Source organism: Bradyrhizobium sp. SEMIA, from assembly GCF_014844175.1.
GTDB lineage: Bacteria > Pseudomonadota > Alphaproteobacteria > Rhizobiales > Xanthobacteraceae > Bradyrhizobium > Bradyrhizobium arachidis.
Map to the genome: position 1 here is coordinate 5743454 of NZ_CP046601.1, position 21059 is coordinate 5764512.

At 60.1% G+C, this 21059-nt stretch carries 17 protein-coding genes and 1 pseudogene; 8 read left to right on the forward strand and 10 right to left on the reverse strand.

Translation table 11 applies throughout. The features are described 5' to 3' along the window. Positions 1-260: 260 nt before the first annotated feature. Positions 261-440 (reverse strand): hypothetical protein, encoded by a 180-nt coding sequence (locus FOM02_RS28035; protein ID WP_035730713.1) that lies wholly within the window; start codon positions 438-440, stop codon positions 261-263. A gap of 1157 nt (positions 441-1597) precedes the next feature. On the opposite strand from FOM02_RS28035, the gene FOM02_RS28040 reads away from it, so the two are divergent. Next, positions 1598-1816, forward strand: coding sequence for a DUF6894 family protein (locus FOM02_RS28040; protein ID WP_027565084.1), 219 nt, complete (start codon positions 1598-1600; stop codon positions 1814-1816). A gap of 298 nt (positions 1817-2114) precedes the next feature. Here FOM02_RS28040 and FOM02_RS28045 read toward each other — a convergent pair whose 3' ends face one another. Next, positions 2115-2291: a hypothetical protein gene (locus tag FOM02_RS28045; protein ID WP_265440279.1), complete on the reverse strand. Its 177-nt coding sequence runs from the start codon at positions 2289-2291 to the stop codon at positions 2115-2117. Further along, a complete protein-coding gene (locus tag FOM02_RS46920; RefSeq protein ID WP_322596910.1) occupies positions 2275-2664 on the reverse strand; it encodes an MBL fold metallo-hydrolase in 390 nt (129 codons plus the stop codon). The genes FOM02_RS28045 and FOM02_RS46920 overlap by 17 nt, the downstream gene beginning before the upstream one ends. A gap of 720 nt (positions 2665-3384) precedes the next feature. Between FOM02_RS46920 and FOM02_RS28055 the strand changes: the two genes are divergently transcribed. Beyond that, the gene (locus FOM02_RS28055) at positions 3385-4215 is read left to right on the forward strand and encodes a sulfite exporter TauE/SafE family protein (protein WP_159073991.1); all 831 of its coding nucleotides are present in this window, start codon (positions 3385-3387) and stop codon (positions 4213-4215) included. Positions 4216-4300: 85 nt separating this feature from the next. Here the strand turns inward: FOM02_RS28055 and FOM02_RS28060 are convergent, their stop codons facing one another. The 5 genes from FOM02_RS28060 to FOM02_RS28080 form a co-directional block, all read right to left on the reverse strand. Continuing rightward, positions 4301-5209: a hypothetical protein gene (locus FOM02_RS28060; protein ID WP_265440281.1), complete on the reverse strand. Its 909-nt coding sequence runs from the start codon at positions 5207-5209 to the stop codon at positions 4301-4303. 77 nt (positions 5210-5286) lie between these two features. Beyond that, complete coding sequence (locus FOM02_RS28065) at positions 5287-6534, reverse strand: WD40/YVTN/BNR-like repeat-containing protein (RefSeq protein WP_141263474.1); 1248 nt, start codon at positions 6532-6534, stop codon at positions 5287-5289. Further along, on the reverse strand, positions 6531-7529 hold the full coding sequence (locus FOM02_RS28070) for an MBL fold metallo-hydrolase (RefSeq protein ID WP_084335148.1): 999 nt from the start codon (positions 7527-7529) through the stop codon (positions 6531-6533). The genes FOM02_RS28065 and FOM02_RS28070 overlap by 4 nt, the downstream gene beginning before the upstream one ends. A 128-nt stretch (positions 7530-7657) precedes the next feature. Further along, positions 7658-8191, reverse strand: coding sequence for a hypothetical protein (locus FOM02_RS28075; RefSeq protein ID WP_035730722.1), 534 nt, complete (start codon positions 8189-8191; stop codon positions 7658-7660). Positions 8192-8347: 156 nt separating this feature from the next. Further along, positions 8348-9289, reverse strand: a complete 942-nt coding sequence (locus FOM02_RS28080; protein ID WP_199820267.1) for a hypothetical protein — start codon at positions 9287-9289, stop codon at positions 8348-8350. Positions 9290-9502: 213 nt separating this feature from the next. Here FOM02_RS28080 and FOM02_RS28085 point away from each other — a divergent pair. The 4 genes and pseudogenes from FOM02_RS28085 (at position 9503) to FOM02_RS28100 (ending at position 12552) form a co-directional block, all read left to right on the forward strand. Continuing rightward, positions 9503-10941, forward strand: a pseudogene (locus tag FOM02_RS28085) (IS1182 family transposase). A 174-nt stretch (positions 10942-11115) separates the two neighbouring features. Then, the gene (locus FOM02_RS28090) at positions 11116-11493 is read left to right on the forward strand and encodes an NUDIX hydrolase (RefSeq protein ID WP_027565100.1); all 378 of its coding nucleotides are present in this window, start codon (positions 11116-11118) and stop codon (positions 11491-11493) included. Positions 11494-11684: 191 nt separating this feature from the next. Beyond that, positions 11685-12074, forward strand: coding sequence for a PepSY domain-containing protein (locus FOM02_RS46925; protein ID WP_084335150.1), 390 nt, complete (start codon positions 11685-11687; stop codon positions 12072-12074). Positions 12075-12324: 250 nt separating this feature from the next. Beyond that, entirely contained in the window at positions 12325-12552 is a 228-nt protein-coding gene (locus tag FOM02_RS28100; protein ID WP_141263476.1) for a twin-arginine translocation signal domain-containing protein, read from the forward strand. A 351-nt stretch (positions 12553-12903) separates the two neighbouring features. Here the strand turns inward: FOM02_RS28100 and FOM02_RS28105 are convergent, their stop codons facing one another. Beyond that, entirely contained in the window at positions 12904-13137 is a 234-nt protein-coding gene (locus FOM02_RS28105) for a hypothetical protein (RefSeq protein ID WP_027565102.1), read from the reverse strand. Positions 13138-13347: 210 nt separating this feature from the next. Between FOM02_RS28105 and FOM02_RS28110 the strand changes: the two genes are divergently transcribed. Both FOM02_RS28110 and FOM02_RS28115 read left to right on the forward strand, forming a co-directional pair. Continuing rightward, positions 13348-15219 carry a recombinase family protein gene (locus tag FOM02_RS28110; RefSeq protein WP_265440283.1) on the forward strand — a complete coding sequence of 624 codons (1872 nt, stop codon included), beginning with the start codon at positions 13348-13350 and terminating at the stop codon, positions 15217-15219. 573 nt (positions 15220-15792) lie between these two features. Next, positions 15793-16785, forward strand: a complete 993-nt coding sequence (locus FOM02_RS28115; RefSeq protein ID WP_265440285.1) for a DUF4917 family protein — start codon at positions 15793-15795, stop codon at positions 16783-16785. Positions 16786-16831: 46 nt separating this feature from the next. On the opposite strand, the gene dsr1 is transcribed toward FOM02_RS28115, so the two are convergent. Continuing rightward, positions 16832-20608 carry an anti-phage defense-associated sirtuin Dsr1 gene (gene dsr1 / locus FOM02_RS28120; RefSeq protein ID WP_265440287.1) on the reverse strand — a complete coding sequence of 1259 codons (3777 nt, stop codon included), beginning with the start codon at positions 20606-20608 and terminating at the stop codon, positions 16832-16834. Positions 20609-21059 lie beyond the last annotated feature (451 nt).

A 21059-nucleotide genomic window follows, 5' to 3' on the forward strand; every position in this document is an offset into this window, starting at 1 on the left:
GGGCTGCATGTTCAATGAAGCTGTCAGGTCCGCATCCAGCTCCCGTTCAACTAGGCTCGCTGCCCAGCCTTCCGGAATGGCGTCTAGCACTCGATCAACAGCGGCGCCTCGCTCCGTCGCTGCTAGCCAGAGCTGGCGTTCGCCGCTGTCGGTTGTGACCCGAACCAAATAAACCTGTTGCATCCGCTATAAGCAACAAAACGGGCTTGGGTTTCTAGAGCCCCTGTAGAGGGGAAAAGAGGCCGCAAACTGAGGCGGCCTTACTGCCTTGTGTGGTGCTTGAGCCTAACGACGTGTCGTTCTAGCTGCCAAACATCAAGGTCGTGCCCATCGAGCAATTGGGCCGCCTTCTCTTTGGCTTCTTCGTCGTTGGCGCAATCCAGCTCATGCACGCCGGTAATGCGCCCGTCATCATCGATGATGTAAGCGCGGTAATCCATGGCAGTCGTTCCCCCGATGGAACGATTATACCACCGTGACTGAAAACAACATAGGACAGGTGGAGTCAAAATACGGACAGCACCCGACCTTACTTCTTACGGTCCTGTGCTATGGCCTCAAGGGTCTGGCCGGATCGATTTAGAACGGCCGTGCTTTCGGCAAGGACCGCGGAGCTGCGGGCCAAGGCTTCGAATTGGGACTTAGAGATTGGGTCCCGAGCCCGATCTGCGGCCCGGGCGAAGCGATCTGCCAATTCCAAGTATTCCGCTGGTGTCATCATAGCCGCCAGGGAAAATGCAGATACAACGCGCTCGTTCCGGTGAAAGCAGCGCTCTCGCTCGCTTCGGCCTCCCGCCACAAACAAGGGCCGCTGCTCTGGTACAGCGGCCCCCGACGGGTTTCAATCATTCCGAAATAAAATGGCTCGCCGGCCCCGGATCTAAAGAATTCGCTTTCACATATGTTAATCGAGCCCCAATCGCTCTGGAGCGCTGAGAGCCGCCAGGAGGTTGTCAACAGGGCGGCGACTCGCTTTTGCAGCTGAGGTCCTACCTTGGACTCTGGTCACTGGAGTCTCGCGTATGGCCTCGCCTTCGATTATTCCGAACGAATCGCTTGGATAAGGCCTTCTATCTGGTCTTAGAAGAGTACCGAGACGGCGCCGCGTCCGAAAACGGATGAAGGCATCGACCACCGGGCCTTGATCGAAGACCTGCTTGCCGGTCAGTACGGTCAGGTACTGCGTGTCGTCGCTTTCGCGCGATCGGCACGGCACGCCACCGACTGACAAGAAGCGCGTTTAGCGTGAGCCGGAACCCAGGGAGCGGAGTTGAGAGGGCCAGCACCGCTCTCCATCAGGAACTAGCATCTATTTCATCGCTTATGGGAGTCATAGCCGAACGACGGCCATCGCCGCTGCTGAGGCTACGGGCCCGGCCTCCTAGGCACACCGGGCCCATTCCTTATCGGCTATCAGCGTCTGCCTCTTATTTCCGCGCCTTGCACAACATTTTTTATGCCCCGTTAAGTCGAGCCGGCGTTTCAATGATGCGGGTCCTTGGGGCGACACCTCCACCGCGAGCCTCGCGCCATCCACCCGCGAGCCCCTGCCTGCCTTACTCTGGCGGGGGCTCTGCGCAGGGAGGCTCCAATCCCGATGCCCCTTTTTAGCTACAGGCTCATCGAGGCGCACTTTGTCGCGGACTTCGGCACGCATGACCTGCCTGGCGAAACGGAGGCGCAAATAGAGGCTATCAAGCTCGCTCGGTCGCTGCGCGAGGCTCGGCCGGAATTGGTTGGCAGATGCTATTCGATCGTCGTTCTCGATGATAAGGGCGTCACGTTTTGTAGCATTCCACTAGACGCCATGCTGTGATGGTCGATGAGCGACCTTGCGGCCCACGAGAATCTCCGCCAGGAAGCCGCACGGTGTGCCAGCCCTGAAGGCCACCCCAAGGAGGTATTGATGAGCGTTTGTCCTATTTGCGGATCTGATTCAGGTGAGCTTCCGAGAACTGGCGATGCCGAAGGCTTCGGTTGTCACCAACACGGACGGTTCAAGGTTTCGGATAGCGCCTTGCGGTCAGAGCCGAGCAAGAGCGCCTCACGAAGCAGTTGGGAAAGCGCGTTGGACAAGGCCAAGGGGCGTGTAAGGCCGGACGAGGTCCCAACAATCACAACATATGATTTTTAGTGATTTTTAGCTGCTCGCCATGAGGTAAACAATGGACCCGTATGCGGCCCCAAAAGCCGCCGCCCGCAGGCCGCTCGAGCTCGCTGCCCAGGTTGAGCCGGTCCAGAACGGCCGCATTCATATCGAGAAGATCAACGCGCTCAATTCTCTTCACCATGAAGGCCACCGGCGCCGTCCGCCTGCGTGATGAAATATTCGGCGTTCGGGAAGTGACGCGATCCGTCGTCCCCCATGCAGCCGCCGCAATGGTCGATGTGCGCGTGCGTCATCACCACCGCGTCAACGTCTTTCGGATCGATTCCCGCCAGCTTGATGCTGCTCATCAGCCGGCCAGTCGTCGGACCAAACAGCGTCAGGCTTCCCATCCCAGAATCGAACACGACGAGCTTGTCGCCGGTATTGACCACCACGGGCCGCGTGAAGGGCACCGCATTGACCTCGGCTCCGGTGAAGCGGATCGAGCTGGCAGCTGTGGGGCGCAAGCCTGTAGCATCATCGGAAGACGCAGGCGTCACCCCGCTTGAGCCCACAATGGGCGCTTCACGTTGTTGCCCAGGCCGAGCTACGTTTCTTGTGCGCGCGCCCGATTTGGCAGAGGCTTTTGTCGTACAATTCGTCTTGGTGGCTTTGCATCGGGCGCGGTTACGGTGACTGGTGGGAGTTGGTCCGGCTGCTGGGCAGAACGCTCCTGCGCTTCAGCGGGAAGCACCAAAATGGCTGATGAAGCCGTGGCGAAAAATATCCGCACCAAACCCTGTGCACCGATACGTCCCCAAACGATCATAGTCGCAGTTAACGCGAGCTGCATTCCAACCCCCGCTCCGAATGCTAACAGCACGAGTATGATGATTCAATAGATTTGTCACACGGGGGCGGTCACGTGCTGAAAACGGCATCGTGGGTTCCGGTTTGGGGTGAACGCGATCTCGGATTGTGGCCCATCTGCGAAGTTGCGCCGGGTCCGACGTGGTCCGCTCATCGCGGCAGAGCGGACCAGATTTTCTCAACCTGAGTTCTTCGCATTGTGACCCAGAGCTGAAGTTGGCTCGGTCCTGCGAATGCAGGAATGTCCTTCCGGCATAACTTGCCGGGGCCAGTTTGCTGGAGGGGCAACGACCGAAACGGGCTGTTGTTGGACAAAGAGCAAGTGACGAATTCAACCCGTCGTCTCTTGCCGCCTTGATGGGATTCTTGACCGAGTTAAAGTGGCAAATTCCACGGCCGTAGCCGGCCAACTGATGGTTGCCTCAATGCGGGAACTCCTGTTCTTCGTCCTGTCGAGCTTCTGGGCGGGCACCGCGCATGCGGCGACGCCGGGTCACGGCAAGACGATCGCGGCCGCCTACATCGTTGGCGCGCGCGGCAAGCCGATCGACGCGGTGATCCTGGGAATTTTCGTCACGCTGTCCCACACCAGCGGAATCGTGCTGGTCGGCGTGCTCGCCTCACTCGGCTCGACCTGGCTCCGGCCGCAGCGCACCGAAGCCTACTTGGCGGCCGGGGTCGGCATCCTGGTGATCGTGCTCGGCCTATGGATGCTGTGGACGCAGCGCGATCTGGTGGCGCTCGCGATGGGCGAGCCTGGCGATGTCGCCAATCGAGCGGATGCTCATGCGCAGGACCATGCTCACGATCACGCGCATGACGCGGCTCACGACCACCCGCCTGACCATGGGCACGGCGAGCCTGTGGTCTGGCACAGCCACGGCTTCGGTAAGGTCCACGCCCACCGGCTGGACGTCGTGGCCGAAAACCGTCCGAAACTCCCAGTGCTGCTGGCGCTGGGTGTTGCGGGCGGCCTACTCCCCGATCCAGCCGCGCTCGCGCTGCTGCTCGGCGCGCTGTCGAGCGGAAAAGTCCTCCTAGGCCTAATGACCGTCTTGGTGTTCAGCCTCGGCTTCGCGGCAACGCTCGTGGTGGTGGGCATCGTTGCCGCGAAGGTCGGCGAGAAGGTGCTCGACTGGCTGGCCAGCATCTGGATGATCCGCCTCCAGATCGCGACCAGCCTGCTGATCGTCGGCATGGGCGTGGTGCTGACCATCCGCGCGGTGTCCGAGCTGGCAGCGCTGCCGGCGGGCTGATGCGTAGTTCGCACCACCTAGCGGCACATCCTACTGGGTTTGCCGCGAGTACCATAGAAAATCCAAATCCACTTGAAATCCACTGTTACCGCGCACCCGCATACCTGGCCGGCAGCATGCCGACATATCCGCTAATGTCGGCGTACCAGACATTGCCGTCGCGATCGACCGCAACACTGAACGGGCGGGCGTTGTCGCGGGGAAGCGCAAAGGCCGTGATGCGGCCGTCGCGCAACCGCCCGAGGCTTGCACTGCGCATCATGCCGAACCAGACGTCATCGTTGGGAGCTACGGCAATGCCACTGAGGCCTGAATTTTCGCGAGCCGCCTCGACATCCCAGAATTGTCCATCCTTGAAGCGTCCGATGCGATTGGCGCGGAACTGCAGAAACCACACCGAGCCGTCGGAGCCGACGGCAACATCTGTCGGTACGGCGCCGCGGCGCGGAAGATCGATTGTCCGGCTGGTCCCGTCGGCGGCGAGGTTGAGCAGCTGGTTGCCGTTCTGCAGCGTCGCCCATATGGCGCCGTCGGCCGTCGCGGCGATCCCATAGGGTCCGCCGCGTGAGGAATCGATCTGGTGGCGGGTAAAGACGCCATCCTTCAGCCGGGTCACGCCATAGCCGGTCGGCTCGGCGAACCAGGCCGCGCCGTCGGGCGCGAGCGTCAGCCGCCCGGGGCGCGCAATCGGGGTATCCAACGCAAACCCGTGCGATCTGGCCGGCGCTGCTTGGACGCGCGCGATGGCGCGTCCGGCGAGGTCGGTGTACCAGGCGCTGCCGTCGGCGGCGACCGCCAGGCCAAGGGGCTCGACGTTGCGGTTTGTCGTCGGCAGCCGCTCGAGGCGGCCGTCGCGCAGACGGCCGATCGCATCGGCATGGTCGATGGTGAACCAAATGCTGCCGTCGGCGCCCGCCGCAATCGCGATCGGCGAATCCTGCGGCTCGCTCATGCGGTACTCGACAAATTTTTGCACCAGCACGGCGCGCATCATCAGAAATGCGACTCCAGCCAACACAGCGATGCCGAGTACCCCGGCTGATATTCGCAGCATCAGCGGCCATGCGCGGATCATCGCGGCGAATGTGTGGTGGCGCGCCGGCGCGACAGGTACCGCACCGCAAGAACGCCGCCGATCAGCATCAGCACACAGAACGAGAGCCCGCCGGCGAGGCTGATCGGGTCGATGCGCGCCAGCAGGTTGCCGCCTTCGACGGCAGTTCGCCAGACTTCGGCATAGGGCATCAGCGAGAACACCGCGTAGATCACACCCGCATCGTTCGGATCGCGGGCGAGCGGCCCGGCCTCGATATGGATCGGAAGGTTGTCTTCTTTTGGCGCCCAGGTTTGACCGCCGTCCTCGCTGCGATAGACGCCACGATCGGAGGAGACCACGAGCGTGGTTGCGTCGGCGCTCGCCGCGATTCCGCGCACCCTCGCTCCCGCCAGAGGCAGCGAACGTCCGACGGAATGCCAATCGGCGCCGAGGTTATCGCTGACGACGATCCGGCCGCCTGCCGCCGCCCAAATGCGTTGCGGCCGCGTCGCATCGGCCGCGATCATGTCGACCGGCGCATCCGCGCCGCCAAGACCGGTATTGCGCCAGTTGCGCCCTCCATCGTCGCTGACCATCGCCCGGCTGTCGATCACTGCCGCCAGAAGTTCGGCCGATCCCGGGATCGCCACTAGCGCCGTCATCTCGCTCGTTTGCGACAATCCGGGCACGACGGCAAAGCTGCGGCCGCCATCCTGGCTCGCGAACAGCCGGCTGCGGCCGAGCAGATAGAAGCGATCCTTCCCTGCCCCCGCGACCAGCGCCCGCGCAGGGATCGCGGAAGAAGGCGCTTCGACGCGCCGCCAGCCGTTCTGGTTACGAAGAAAGACGCCGCTGGTGGCCGCACACATGGCCAGTTCACCGTCCGCCGAGAAGGCGAGCGCAAATACCGCGCCGATGATGACGTCGGGCCCCTCCGGCACCCAGCTGCGCCCGCCATTGCGCGAACTCATGATACCGAGGTCGGTGCCGACCAGCAGGTGCAATGAATCGCGTGGATCGACAGCAATGACGAGCGCAGCATTGAGAAACAGACCGACATCCGCATTGAGCCAAGCCGCGCCGAGATCGCGGGAACGAAACACGCCACCATAGCTGCTCGCATCATGCGACGACGCACTGCCGGACAGCAACATGCAGGCGAGCGCGAACGCCAACTGGCGCACCGATAGGGCCACCTGGCGCAACCCGATCTGCTTTTTTCCAGCTTCAATAAGAAGCGGTCGGGCTGGGAAGGCTGGTCCCACCCCGAGCACACCATTCATGGCTTGCGCGATTTCTCACCCGGCGCCAGCGCAATTTCGGCCATCCGTCCGCCGTTCAACGCGACCCAGGAATTCTTCGTCAGCGGATATTTGTCGGTGTAGCTCAGCGGCTCGTGAGCGGCGACGCAGTTGTTGTATCCGCCGGTGATCTTGTAGCACTTCTCGTAGGAGAGAAACTGCTGGACCGTGTCGGTCTGCTGCACGTTCGCCGTCATCCAGTCGCGGATGCCCTCGTAGGACGAGAACGCATCCGAGCCGAACACCAGCTTGCCGATGCTGGTCGGCACCTCGAGCAGCTGCGAGCCGGCGGTATGGGCGCGGAACGCCGGATGAATCCGCACGCCCGGCAGGATCTCCATCTCGCCGTCGACGATCACCGCCTTGCCCTTCAGCACCTTGCCGTAGACTTCCTCGATGGTGAGCGGCATGTAGCCGCAGGCAGGCGTACGATTGCAGCCGCCGGGATCGGAGTTGACCGCTCGGATGTGCGGCTCTGGATAGTTGAGCGCCCACTCGATCGCCTTGAGTTCCTCGCGCTGGACGTAGAGTACGGCATTAGGCAGGTCGGATAATTGGCCGGCGTGATCCCAGTGGGCGTGGCCGATCACCACCTTGGTGACGTCGGCGGCATTCAAGCCGAGAACCTTCAACTGGTCCGGCAGCGGAGCCCAGTGCTCCGACCCGGTCATCTTCAGATAGTCCTGCTGCTTCCAGCCGGTATCATACAGGATCAACTCGTTGCCGCACTTGATCACGCCGATGTTGACCGGGAGATCGACGCTCGGAATGTTGCTCTCCGGCTTGGTGCTGCCGGGCACGAAAGCGCGATCCGGCATGAACGATCCGAATGGGACGTTCATGAAACGGCTGCTCTCGATCAGCCATGCCGAACAGACCGGTTGCTGGGCCTGTGCAGCCGCGCTGAACAGGCACGCCAGCCCCGCCATCATTGCGGCCCACGCGAACGGACGGTTTCGTAACGCACGCTTTCTCATTGTCTTTCTCCCTGCAGCTTCTTTGAGCCTTCCTGATCGAGATTGGACTGCGCTTGTCTCTTCACCTGCGATTCGATGGCCTTATCTTGTCTCGGTGCGAACCGGTCTCCACTTCAGTCGAAAACGCTTCAATGCGGCTTGTATTGTCCCGGCCACAGCACTTCGCCGACGCGCAGCATGTCTTCGGAAGCCTTCACATCCATGCGGTGGGCCTCGCCGAGATGTTGCGCGTCGCCATCCTCGGTGAATTTCTGTATTTCGGCGGCGGCGTTAGCGTAGAGCGCCATGGCGCTGACATATTGCGCTTGCGTCCCGGACAGCGACGGCGGCGCATTCATGGTGCGGACCTGCGTTTCGGCGGCATGGAAGAATTTCGCCAGCGGCTCGATCTTTCGTGCGAACGCGCGTGGGTCCCGATCGTCGGTCTGATAGGAGATGCCAGCAAAGCTCATCGCTACCGCCGACCGGGTTGCCTCCCGGTGGAGGGCCCACAATTCTGTCGCGAAGCGTTCCTCGTCCGCGGTCAATGCCGGCGGCTGGGTTTTCTCGGCTCGTGCTCCGCTGGTTTGCGCCGTGGGTTCCGCCACCGACCGCGGCCGGATCTCGTGCAGCCACGCGGCACCGGTGGTTGCGGCGAGCGCCCCAACGACGCCGACCAGCAACAACGGCCGCCTACCGGGCATGCCGATCGTCCGAATGGCGTATCCTCCATTCAATCTGTCGTTGCGACACTGTATCTCTCGGTTTCCCCGACGGTCAACCGAAACAGGTCTTGCGGAAACGCATGTTGCCGTTGATCGCCAGTCGTGCGGCAGCCGTCAGCGCGGTTCCCAACTCGGCGCGTCGGTGAACAGGCCGCCTTCGGCAAAGCCGATGGCATAGATCAGGATCACTCCGAAGACGAAGCTGATCAGGCCCGACGCCACACGGAGCCACCAATTGAATTTCGGCAAATTGACGGCGGTGAACGCGAACGGCGCTGACAAGATCAGCGTGATCAGCATCATACCGACCACAGTGCCGAGCCCGAACAGCAGCAAATAGCCAAGCGCTGCGACCGGTTCGCGGATGACGGACAGCACCATCAGGGCTGCGGCGGCCGATCCTGCAAGACCGTGCACGAGACCGACCACGAACGGTCGCAGCCACTGATAGAACGCCATTCGCCCAAACGCACTGCGGTCGAGCTGCGCCAGCGGCGTCTGGTCTTCGGCGTGCCCATGCGCATCCGAGTCATGACCGTGTGGGTGCGTGTGCACGTAGTCGCCATGCGCATGCAGGTGATCGTGAAGATCGTGCGAATGTCCGCCTGGGATACTCGCATGGGCATGGGCTGCGCCGACTGCCCGCCCCATCCCGGTCAAGGTGAGAATGCCGAGTAAGACCAGCATGATGCCGACGGCGAATTCCATCGACAAACCGAGCTTTGGCGGGATCACGACCCCGAACACTATGATCGCCGCGCCGACCGCCATCACCGTCATGGTGTGCCCGATGCCCCAGGCGGCGCCGATCAGCGCCGAGCCGGCCATGCTGCGCTCGCGACTGACGATCGTGGCAATGGCGACCACGTGGTCGGCGTCGGTCGCATGCCGCATCCCGAGGAAAAAACCGAGAAACAGGAAGGACACAACGTGGGCAGTTCCGGTCATTACGCACGTACCAAAATGGCGACCCCCGTCCATTATTAAACAGCATTTAGACCCAACACCAAATTCCCCTATCGCGTGCGCCCGTGACATGGCCGCGGTGCGGGGCATGGCAGCCGGCCCCGCGTGCCCTTGGAACAGGATGTCCCGAGCTATGTCTCGTCCTGGCCCGTTGCCGACTTGCGCTCGAAGACCCGAAACATCTGCTTGCAGGAGATGAGCCGACCAAGGTGAAGCAGCCCGCTAACGGCAGCTTTTGACCCTGGCTGTGTGAAAACGGCGGGCTGCTGTTATGATTCTCCTGTGATTCTTTTGGGGGGATCGATGAGGCGCTTCGTTGAAGAGGCGGATCGTGGGCAGCGGACGCTGTTGCCTGAATGCCTCGATGACTTCATTGACGAGAGTAACCTAGTTCGCGTGATCGACGTATTTGTCGATGCGCTCGGTTTGGCTGAGATGGGCTTTGAGGGTGCGGAGCCGGCGGCCACCGGTCGGCCGTCGTACCATCCCTCGGTGCTCCTTAGCCTTTACATTTACGGCTATCTGAACCGAGTGCAATCGAGCCGGCGGCTGGAACGAGAGGCCGGGCGCAATGTCGAGGTGATGTGGCTGCTGGGTCGGCTCGCTCCCGATCACAAGACGATTGCGGACTTCCGCAAGGACAACGGCCTGGCGCTGCGCAAGGTATGCGCGCGCTTCGTCGAACTTTGCCGCGAGATGGGCCTGCTCGCGACAGCGAGCGTCGCCATCGATGGCAGCAAGTTCAAGACCGTTAACAACCGGGACAGGAACTTCACGCGCGCGAAGGTGGAACGGCGACGTGCTCAGTTGGAGGAGAGCGTCGCGCGCTACTTGAGCCAACTTGACACGGCCGACCGACAGGAGCCGAGCGAGGCGCTGGCGGCGAAGGTGACGAGGCTTACCGAGAAGCTGACAAAGCTGAAGGAGGAAATGGCAAGCTTGCTGCCTCCGAGAAGCAGATGCTTGCTTCGCCGGATCAGCAAATCTCGCTGACCGATCCGGATAGCCGTTTGATGGCAACCAGTGGCCGCGGATCCGGCGTTGTCGGCTACAATGTCCAAGTTGCTGTCGATACCGACCATCACCTGATCATCGCGCATGAGGTGACGAACAGCGGCTCAGATCGAGCACAACTTGCCAACATGGCCAAGCAGGCGAAGGCTGTTCTGAAGACTAGACGCTCGAGGCCGTTGCCGATCGTGGCTACTTCAGCAGTCCAGAGATCCTCGCCTGTCACGAGGTCGGCATCACGGTAACTCTGCCCAAGCCGATGACTTCGGGCGCCAAGTCAGACGGACGCTTCGGTAAGCAGGACTTTGTCTATTTGCCGGAGGAAGACGCCTATCGTTGTCCCGCCGGAGAGCGATTGCCGTATCGCTATACAAACGAAGAAGCCGACAAGATGCTGCGGCGCTACTGGACCAATGCCTGCAAGAATTGTTCGATCAAGGCCCAGTGCACGCCCGGGTCAGAGCGACGGATCACGCGATGGGAGCACGAGGATCTGCTCGACGCCGTACAGCAGCGGCTCGATGCGAACCCGCTCGCTATGCGCCTTCGTCGCGAGACTGTTGAGCATCCGTTCGGCACGATGAAGGCACGCATGGGAGCGACGCACTTCCTGACCAAAACCCTTCCAAAGGTTAGCCGCTGAGATGGCCCTCTCGGCTTTGGCCTATAATCTGACCCGAGCAATGAATATCCTTGGGATCAGGCCGCTGATCGCCGCGATCGTGGCCTGAGGTCGGCTCAGTTTTGGCTTTAAGACTGACGCCTGTAAGGCCGTTTTTACACGGCCAAGACCCAAAGCAGACGTGAAGCAGCCACCCTGGCGGCATTAGGCGAGCGGCCGCCAAACTTGTCTAGCCGAAGAGATAAGTTACCATTTCGCTGATTCTTGGTCGTTGCGGCTGGCTATGACGAAATCATCGAAACTAGTTGCTGCGAAGCGTGGCAAGGTGCTCCTCGTGAGGCGTCGGTCGGACGGCCGCTGGATGTTTCCGGGCGGCCGCCGTCGCCCGAACGAATCCGAAAAGGAATGCTTGCGCCGAGAAATCAAAGAGGAGCTGCCAAAACTCAAGCTTGGACGCGTAAGCCTCTGGAAGGAGGTCACGGCGAAAAACAAGCGATCGGGGCGGAAGATGAGCGATGCGATCTTCGTCGCCAAGAACGCCAGAGGCAAGCTGGTCATCGGCGATCCGAAGGAGATCGACCGGGCCGTATGGCGGAAGCCGAGCGGCATCCGGCTGACCGCGACCTCGCGTTATATTCGCGACAAGCTGTTTCCCAAGTAGGCCAGACGTCACGTCAGCGAAGCGATCGATGGACATCGATCCAGATTTTTCGAAGGTAGCGCTTTCGGGCTGCTGGAGCGTCGACCTTTTTACCCCAAACGCGGATGACTTGCCGGGATCTACCAGACAGTTGAGCTATCTCTTGATAGTTGGCTAACCCGTTTCTCAGCATATAAAGCGCGGCCGCCTTAATGGTATCAGTCGTCGTCTTTTTGCCCATTGCAGCTCCTTCCGGCCCAGACGTTCGCGAATGTAACGTCGGGAACTCACCGCCGGCAGCTAACCGTTCGACCGAGGTGTTTCGGAATCCATTTCCCTTCCGTCAGTCGTCGTCAGCCGCAATCACGGTAATCGGATTCCTCGCCGTCAGCTCGTTGGCAAATGCCGACCAACCTGGTCCCGACTGGATGCCGATTGAACAGGTGAAGGCGAAGGTCATAGAGTCCGGCTACACGGTGGTCACCCGAATTGAAGCCGACGATGGCCGGTGGGAGGGCAAAGTCATCAAGAACGGACAGAAGATGGAATTCCATGCAGACCCCAAGACCGGGGAGATAACCCGTGAGAAGCCGGACGATTAATCTATGAAGGAACGACCTTGGGGCACGAAAGGTCGTTGTAGTCGATCACAGGCCCCCTGCAATCCGTTCATGAATAGGTCGAGGCACTTCTCCCTTCGGAACGGCTTTTGCGACGACAGGCATCGGCAACATGCTCGGGGCGACCGGACCTCATCCGGATTTTGCGACTTTCTGCTCGAAGCGCGGCCCAGGCTGCGGTAACGTTCGCTCGCGCATAAGCGCCAATGATGCGACGAAAAGGAGGAAGCACATGGCCGGATACCATGCGGTATCACGCCGTAACTTGCTGATCGGAGCCTCTGCAGTTGGAGCGATGGGCGCTCTCGGCTCGCTCAGCCCAGCATTCGCCAAGGCCCTGAAGCTCGGCACCCAGGTTGCCCCGTTCTATCGCTTCAAGATTGGCGATTTTGAAGCAACGATCGTGACCGACGGGCCGCTGCCGCCTCGGCGACCCCCACAAGAACTTCAATGGTCTTAGCGCTGCCGAGATGGACAAGCAGCTTACCGACAACTTCCTGCCGCTCAGCAACGCGGTGCTCCAGCAGAACGCGGGTGAGGCGTTCTCGACAAGCAGATTGCGCGCTACCGCTTCCTGGAGGGTCGCATCAACGACCAGAAAGCGCTAGACGGCATCAAACGATTGATCGCCGAACTGCACGACAAGAAGAAAGCCAACCACCCAGACGAGTAAGCCGTTGTGGCATGCGCCGAAACGCAGAAGAAAAAGGAGAAGTCCAGCCCTGGTGCACGAGCGGTACGACGTCTCGATCTGGGGAGCAGCGTCGGCTGGCGTGGCACGTCGCTACGCTGCCCGTCCGAGCGGCGCATCTTAGTTGTACTCGTTCTCCGGCATGGAGCCGGCGGGCGGCTTTAGCTCCTCAATTCCCGCTTCAATGATCAACAACTCGTCGCGCACCGCCTCCAACGCCCTAGCAGGATTGATACCTGTCACGGCCTCAAGCTGTGCGACCACTTTGCGACGGTGTGAGAGAAGATCTGATAAAGCCCGCCGGTCCTTCGCCTTTACATAACCGGCGACGATTAATTCCATTGCTTTGGACATACGAGCACACGCTTGCTAATTCAGCATTCCCTGTCGAGGGCGGCCGCCTCTCGGCCGCCCCACGCTGCACCAAAAATGTCTCCTTCTGGCCCTAAGCAGACCAAAGAACTCGCAGGAATATCCTCCACTGGAGCGCTGAGGCGGAGTATAAGGGATCGATGGCGACTGTGAGTTGCCTGCTGCAGCGACAGATAGCGGAGGGCATTTTCAATGTCCTGCGATCCCGCGCCGAGCGCCCACGGTCCGGTCCGCGCCGCGCAATATCTGCGGATGTCGTCGGAAAACCAGCGCTACTCGACCGAGAATCAACGGAATGCGATCGCCGAGTACGCAGAGCAGCACGGTTATCAAGTCGTTGCATCCTACATTGATGCCGGAAAGAGCGGCCTGTCCTTGAAGGGAAGGGATGCCCTTCGGCAGCTCCTCAGCGATGCCCTAGGCGCAAAGCGTTTGTTCGAGGCAATCCTGGTACTCGACGTCAGCAGATGGGGGCGCTTTCAAAATCCCGACCAGGCCGCGCACTATGAATTTCTGTGCCGCCAAGCTGGCATCAGCGTCGTGTACTGCGCCGAGCCTTTCGGCGAAGATGTCGCTCCCGTCACGACCATCGTCAAGCATTTGAAGCGAGTGATGGCTGGTGAATATAGCCGGGAGCTCTCGGGCAAGTTAGCTCGTGCCAAGCGCCAGCAGGCCGAACTTGGTTTTCGCCAGGGCTCGCGGGTCCTTTATGGCTTCCGGAGGGTGTTAGTCGACGCTGCACGCAACCCCAAGCAGCTCCTGCAACAGGGCGAGAGAAAGGCACTGAGCAACGATAAGGTCGTCGTTGTCCCAGGCCCGCCCGAAGAGCTGGAGGTCTTAAGGCGCATTTTCGAGATGTATGTTCGTGACGAGATGTCAATCAAGAAGATCGCGCGATGCCTTGCCGATGAAAACATAAGAGGACAGGCTGGCAGCGTGCTTAGCCCTGCGATCATTCGGAGAATCCTGTCGAGCGAACTGTGCATCGGCCGAATGACATACAATCGGACGATCCACAGGCTGCAAAAGCCGGTTATACGAAATCCCGAATCTGCATGGACGAGGTTTTCCGCGTTCGAGCCTGTCGTGCCGGTTACTCTGTTCGAAGACGCACAGAAGCGCTTGGCACGGCACAGATTGTGGGACGAGGAAGCCATCAAGGCCGCCCTGAAAAGGCTGTTCGCCCGCGAAGGATACCTGAAGCAAAAGTTGATCGAACGCGCGAAAGACGTCCCATCGGCAGAGACCGTTGCCTCTCACTTCGGGTCGCTTCATGCCGCGTACGAAGCGGTCGGCTACAGGCCGCCGCCCGTCTCCCCGTTTGGCAATAACGGAAAGCACTGGAGTAGAAAGGAGATAATGGCGGGGCTGCGGAAATTGCACGCGGCCCACGGGTACATCACGAACAGGCTTATCAACAAATGTATCTTCCTCCCTTCAGATAATTACATACGGCGGCACCTCGGCTCATTGCCCCGCGCGCTCAAAGAGGCTGGACTTCCCGTCATTCCCCACAGCGAAGTACAAAAACGCAGCTGGGAGCGTCGAAAATCGAATGGATGTGATGAATACTACCACGGCATTCGCTGGACTGACGCGCGGCTTCTTCGCGGTTTGCGCCAGCTTGAGCAACAGTTCGGATATACCTCGGCCAATCTGATCGATCAGAATGGCAGCACGCCCAAAAGCGGATATTACGTTAAACGCTTCGGCTCGATCACCAAAGCGCGAAAGCTGGCTAAATTACCACGTCGTAGCCATTCGGACATTACCCTTGCAGCCTGCAGGCGGAGGAAGGAAGGCACTCTCATTAGGCGGAAGTCGCAGCAGTCTAAGCTGGCCTGTGTCCTGCGCTATCGTTCCGAAGATATCCTGCGCGGCCTGCGGGTCTTGGCGCGGCGGGAAGGTAAGATAACAATAGGGCTCATTGATGATGAACCGCACTTGCCCGCGGCGTCGACAGTGATCCATCATTTTGGGTCGATTTCCCGAGCGTACCGTTTAGCTGGACTGGTTCGGCTTGCTGGCTGGCCAATGCGGCATGGCTTGCCGGAACGTCGATGAGCCTACGTCAGCTAATGGCCCGTTCGAGAAGTCCGTCGCCTTTCGAAGGTCCGCTCCACGCCGAGAGCCGACAAGGTCACGATAGATTGGACGCTATAGAAAGCGATCAGCTCTTGTGATTTGACGGATGGCGAAGTGCCCTGCCCTTCACGCCTGCTCGCCGCGCGGGCCAATCTGTAGCTTATCACCGTAGCTATTCGCGCAAACATCGGGTCGCATGCCGAAAATTTCAGAGTACGCAATAATTTAGCTTTAGCGTTTGGAGGAGCGGTGATCCTCGAAGCCGGCCATTCAGACGGGCCAGCGAAGACGCTCGCCGTCCTGAGCACATTCTACCAGAGGGCCAAGTCCACAACGATCTCCCGATCTGATTACGAACGTGCGACGCATGCGGGCGACGGAGCGCTTCGAGAAGGTCCGAGCTCGACTGCCGCGTTTCGCCTCATCGACTGAAATCCCATGTCAGCCAAGAAGGTCGCGGCATGCATGACCGCCCGGATGGGTTGAATCAATGCCGCCTTGAGCTTCAAGAACTCCTGACGCACTATAGAGAACTCTTGGGGGCAAGATGTTATGACAACTATTGTGAAATGGGCCGCGATCCAAAAGCACTTCTCGCAGGGGCTAATCATAGGGAATGGAGCCAGCATCGGGATAAGCGACCGCTTCAACTACCCATCACTTTACCAGGCTGCGCAAGACGGTAACTTTCTCACGAGTGCCACGCGAGCCGTGTTCACCTCGTTCGACTCGACGGACTTCGAGCTAGTGCTCAGGCGGCTCTGGCAGGCCACCCTCGTCAACCAGGCTCTGCAGATCGGCAACAATCGCGTCGATGAAGCTTACGCCGAAGTGCGCAAGTCCCTCATCTCAACAGTCCATGCGATCCATCCAGCCTACGACGAGGTCAAGAAGCATTTTTCCGCCATGGGTTCCTTCCTCAAGGGGTTCCAAACGGTGACGTCGGCGAACTACGATTTGATGCTTTATTGGGCTGCGATGTGGAATAACGACGACGGGTTTGGCCGGTGGTTCAAGGACGGGTTCATAACGGCGGACGGCAAGGCAACGTTTCGAGATGACTGGCAGGTTCTCAGGCAGCCCTACCGGGCCGATGGCGCGACGCTCTACTTCTATCCGCATGGCAATCTCTGCCTCGGGACCGAGGCCGAGGGTAGCGAGATAAAAATCGCAGCCGGCGGCGAGAACCTGCTCCAGACGATTACCGACCAGTGGGAGCAAGGGGCGGTCACCCCGTTGTTTGTAAGCGAGGGGACAACCGAAAAAAAACTGACCGCGATCCGCCGATCGAACTACCTATCGCGCGTCCATTTCGAGGTGCTCGACTCGCTCGGCGATGCCGTCGCCTTTTATGGGCTAGGGTTCTGGGCCCACGATGAACATCTGATCCAGCGCGCCACGAAACGAGCGAAGAGCGTGGCGGTGAGCGTTTATCGGGGCGAGCAGAAGATGATCGATAGGGCATCAAGCATGCTCGAAAAAGCAGGCGTTGAGAAAGTCACATTCTTCGACGCGGAGAGTCCCGGAGCTTGGATCTACGCTTAGCGGCCCACATATTTGTTGCGGTCTCTACCGATGCCACAAGGTGCTGTCACCGCCGACGCGCGATCGCCGACAACCGTTGGAATCGCGGATCTGCAGTCAACTCTGGGGACGCTGTTTCAATCGTCTTCAAACATGCACCGAGCTCGCTGGGAGACCACAGCACTTCGCTGCCAATCACCCGGTCCAAAAATTCGAGCGCCTGCCCCGGAAACTTGCCGCACAGATCGGCCTGATGAAGGAGATGCACCAAGAGATCAGGGTGGGCCACCGATTGCAGCCAGGCGCCTAGCAGCGCTAACGCATCTGGAAACCTATTCTGTGCTGCAACACACAGGCGGCCAAGGCTCTCGGCAATCGCAGGCGAACCATTGTTTCGGGTCTTGGGCCAGATGGCGTGGAGATACGGGGTGATCCGGTTGGTCCAATAGTCAGTACGCTGATCACCTGCACCTTCCAGCGCTCTCGCCAACGTCTGTGCTGTCTCATACAGACCATCCGGTGGCAGCGCATGGGTGGCGCCAGCCAGTTCGGCGACGGTGAACGTGTCCCCTCGATCGAGGGCGGCGAACGTCAGCAGCGATGCGTATTGACGGCGATGCTCGCCCAATGCCGCATAATGGTGCGCAGTATCGAGGAAGGCAGGCTTAAGCACTTCCATCAACGGACGGTACAGACGCGGGGACCACAGAAAGCCCTCCCAGACCGAGCGCGCTTCAGCCTCGGAGTGCTGCCAGTCGAAAAGCGGCAAGAGGCTTTGCGTCGTCCACTGCCCGTCCACGCGGAACAGTGCGATGAAATGGGCTGCCAGCACGACCCGACCATGCCGAAACTTATCCATCCGCGCATCGCAAAGTTCAGTAAAGATGGGCTTAATTTCTTTAGACAAGCCTTGCCCATCCTTCAGCGAGCGTCGATACCACCAGCGCAGTAGCGCTTCCGTTACAAGCCCCACCGGGTGATTGATGGCGCGCATGACGGGCTCGCCGCTATTGGCGTCGTCCTGATAATCGAGCGCAAGGATGCGGCCCGCGAGGCTGAAAAAGCGTGCTTCCTGACCTTCGAAGGTCTTGGCGATATTTTGCAACCACCAACTGACACTATGGACAAGGTCTTGCAGTACCTGGCTAGGTGCCTCAGCTACGGCCGGCGCCATATAGCGCCAAGAGCGCTTGAGAAGCTTTTCCTCTGACCACGCCTGCAGGGCTTCGCGCCACCGATCAGCCGGCCAGACCCCTTCCTTGGCCAACGCGCACAAGGCACAAGCGGTGGTAGAGAAGTCGTCGCTACAGCGTTGCCGCCAGTCGTCTTCCTGCCAGTGATCCATGCCAGGTTGCTGCCTTAGCCATTCGATCAGATCACGGCGACGACGCGGTGTGGCGACGAACTTGCGCAGCTCGTCGCCATCGCCCATCCAAAATGGAAATTCATCGCGGTGATCCGCCGCTAGCTTCCACTCTGGATACTGTGCAACAAGTGCGGCCAACCGTTCCTGACTTCTCACACCCAAGACCGTGCCAGTCCCAGCGACATTTGCCAGTCGCAGCCAAATCTCCCGATCCACAAGCCGGGCCCAGCGCTCGGGCTCAATGTCGTCCTTAAACATGGCCCGAGGAGGCCCGGAAAGGATGGCCCGCTCAAGCTCTACCAGCATCGCCTTATCAAGTTGCGGTACCAGTGCGACCAGCAAGCGGATTGCTTCCCGTTGGGTTTCCCCCGACCACAGCCACCATTGATCATCGGACAACAACCAATCGAGCGCGCGGCGATGGGATAGCACGTTGCCCTGCGCGGCCGCGAAAAACGCAAGACGACGGAAGAGCGGATAAGGTAGATGCCACCAAGACTCTGCCACGAGCGCCGCCCGCTCTGGCGATTGCGCTGCCGTCGCTAGCCAGGCGTCCCGCGTTAGATCGATCAATGCGGTCCAGTCGGTGGAGTCTCGGTTCTGCAGGTGCTTACTGATCGAAGGCTGGCTAATGTAGGAGCGATCGCTCCTGTCGTCCGCGCCGCCGAGCTCTCGCATGAGATCGAGGGCATCGCGCAACAGAGCACTAAAATCGGGAAGCAGCTCCGGTAGTGCGGTCACCCAACGCCCATTGTTGGGCAGATCGCGCAGGATGGAATGCACGTGATCCGTCGCTAGTACGATCTCCCATCCAACCAACTCGTCAATGCGCTCAGGCTCGTGGCTCTCACCATCATCGGCTCGCCAGCGGAACGGTTCCCGCAGCAATACGTATGGCGTCAGCGCCTCTCGCAGTTCCAGCCTCAAAGTGGCGGTCAGCCCATCGCGTTTGAAGTGCTCGATGCAGCGATAAAGGTCGATGGCGCGCACCCATGATTTGACACGCCCAGCGAGCAATAACGACCACAGCGTACGCATTAGCGGACCAGGGATCGCGTTGGGCGCGCTTTCACGGATGCGCGATAGCTCGGTCGTGCTGCCATCGCGTTCGAGTTTGGCCAGATCGTTCAGTTGGCGGTCAATCTGCCTAGCCAAATCATCGTGCAGCTGACCGCCGCGTTTGACTAGCCACAACAAAAGTTTGGGGTCGTTGAGATGACGAATCAACCAGCGCGCCAAGTGCCGCATCACTTCGTCCCAACGACTGGCGCGGGAGCCGGTATCGACGATCGCCATGGCGGGTGCCAGCGGATACGGCGATGGCCTGCGGGTCAGACTAAATGCGAGATTTCGGTCTACTGTCGCAATCGGCGGAACCCCGAAGCGGCCTAGGTCCGCATGGCGATAGCGGTCTTCGCTCAAGGGCTCCAGCCAATCAAGCGATGGCACCGGATCTAAGTCGGCAAATCGCATGGCAGGTAGGCCGCCTGGATCGCTCAACGCCCACAGCAAACGGCCGACGAAGTCGTCTTGCTGAGTGCTCGCCAAGGGGCGTGCCATAGCAGACTCGACGACGATGCGCTCCTTGCCGCGCACACCATCGCGATAGGTATCAGCCCATGCGCGAAGAGTCTTGTGCAAATAGGCGTGACGGTTGTGTTCGCGGTAGAGGATGGGCGTGACGTTCTTCGCCCGCCATTCGTTAGCGCGCTCGTCTTCCTTGCCTTTGGCATAGCTGCCGAACGCGAACATTTCCGGCCACGACTCGCCGAGCAGGCGGTCAGCGGCCAATGCGTCCATCATGTAGCGCAGCACCGGGTCATTAATGCTGTAACCGACGAAACATACGGTGTAGTTGCGAAACAACTCGCTGACAAAACGTGCAGCCCAACGTTCGGTAAGGTAGGCTAGACCAAAGTCACCGCTTGAGACAACCAGACGATCTAGCTCACCTGCTGTCGGTGCGAGACTGAGGAGTCCATGCAGGTAGACCAAGCCATCCCAGCGGTTCTTCGGCACCGGAAGTAGCGGAGCCTGGAAACGCTCGATCGATAGCGACTTTGCGGCAAGCACCTCCTCGAACAGACGATCGAAGTTGGTGGTGATGATTCGTGTGAAGCCCTTGCGGTTTCTCCCCAAAGTCAGCAAGGCTTCATGCGTCGCCGTCGCATTTGGCGCGCTAAGGTCAGGCTTCAGAATGCCGGTCAGCGCACGACGCACGGCCTTGCGGCCACCAACAATCTCAGCCTCAAGCAGGCCGATAGCGGTGTCAAACTGCCCGGTCTTGATAGCGGATTGCTGGACCGCGCTGGGTCTAATAGCCAAAGACGAATAGAGCCTGTCCACCAAGCCGCCAAAACCAGGCAGGCGCGCCGGGTAAGAGATTCCTGCACCGCAAAAGAAAACAACGCGCCCATCCTCATGCACCTGCAGCAATCGCTCGGGAATATCGGGACCATGGCTGATGAACTGCGCCATTCAGCGGATCCTAGCCGGCGCCCGTTGGCGTGTCGCGGGTAGCGCAAGCGCGTTCTGCTGGCCGAGAGGAAACCAAGGTGCGAGCAAGCTCACGACTTGTCCCCGGTATGTCCCAGTCATTTCAACGTCATCGTTCAAATTACAGGCGGTTCGCTGAACCCTCACCCCCAGCAGAACAAGGCCGCTCGGAATGCAAGTTGCGAACCCCAAACTCGCCGCGACCGGATTGTTATCAGGTGAAGAACTGAAACGAATCAAACCTCATTCAGGGCGAGTATGGCACCTTTGGCTGTCCTTGTTGTCGCCTGCTCGCAAGCTGTTCAAAAATAGTGGCACTCATTTTGAGCATGGGTGCGTCTTGAGCGTCGGATGTCCTGGTGGTCACGAAGCTTGATCGCCTGGGTCGCGATCGACGTGCGCCAGACAGTGAAAGCCCTGGCGCCTCCGCATA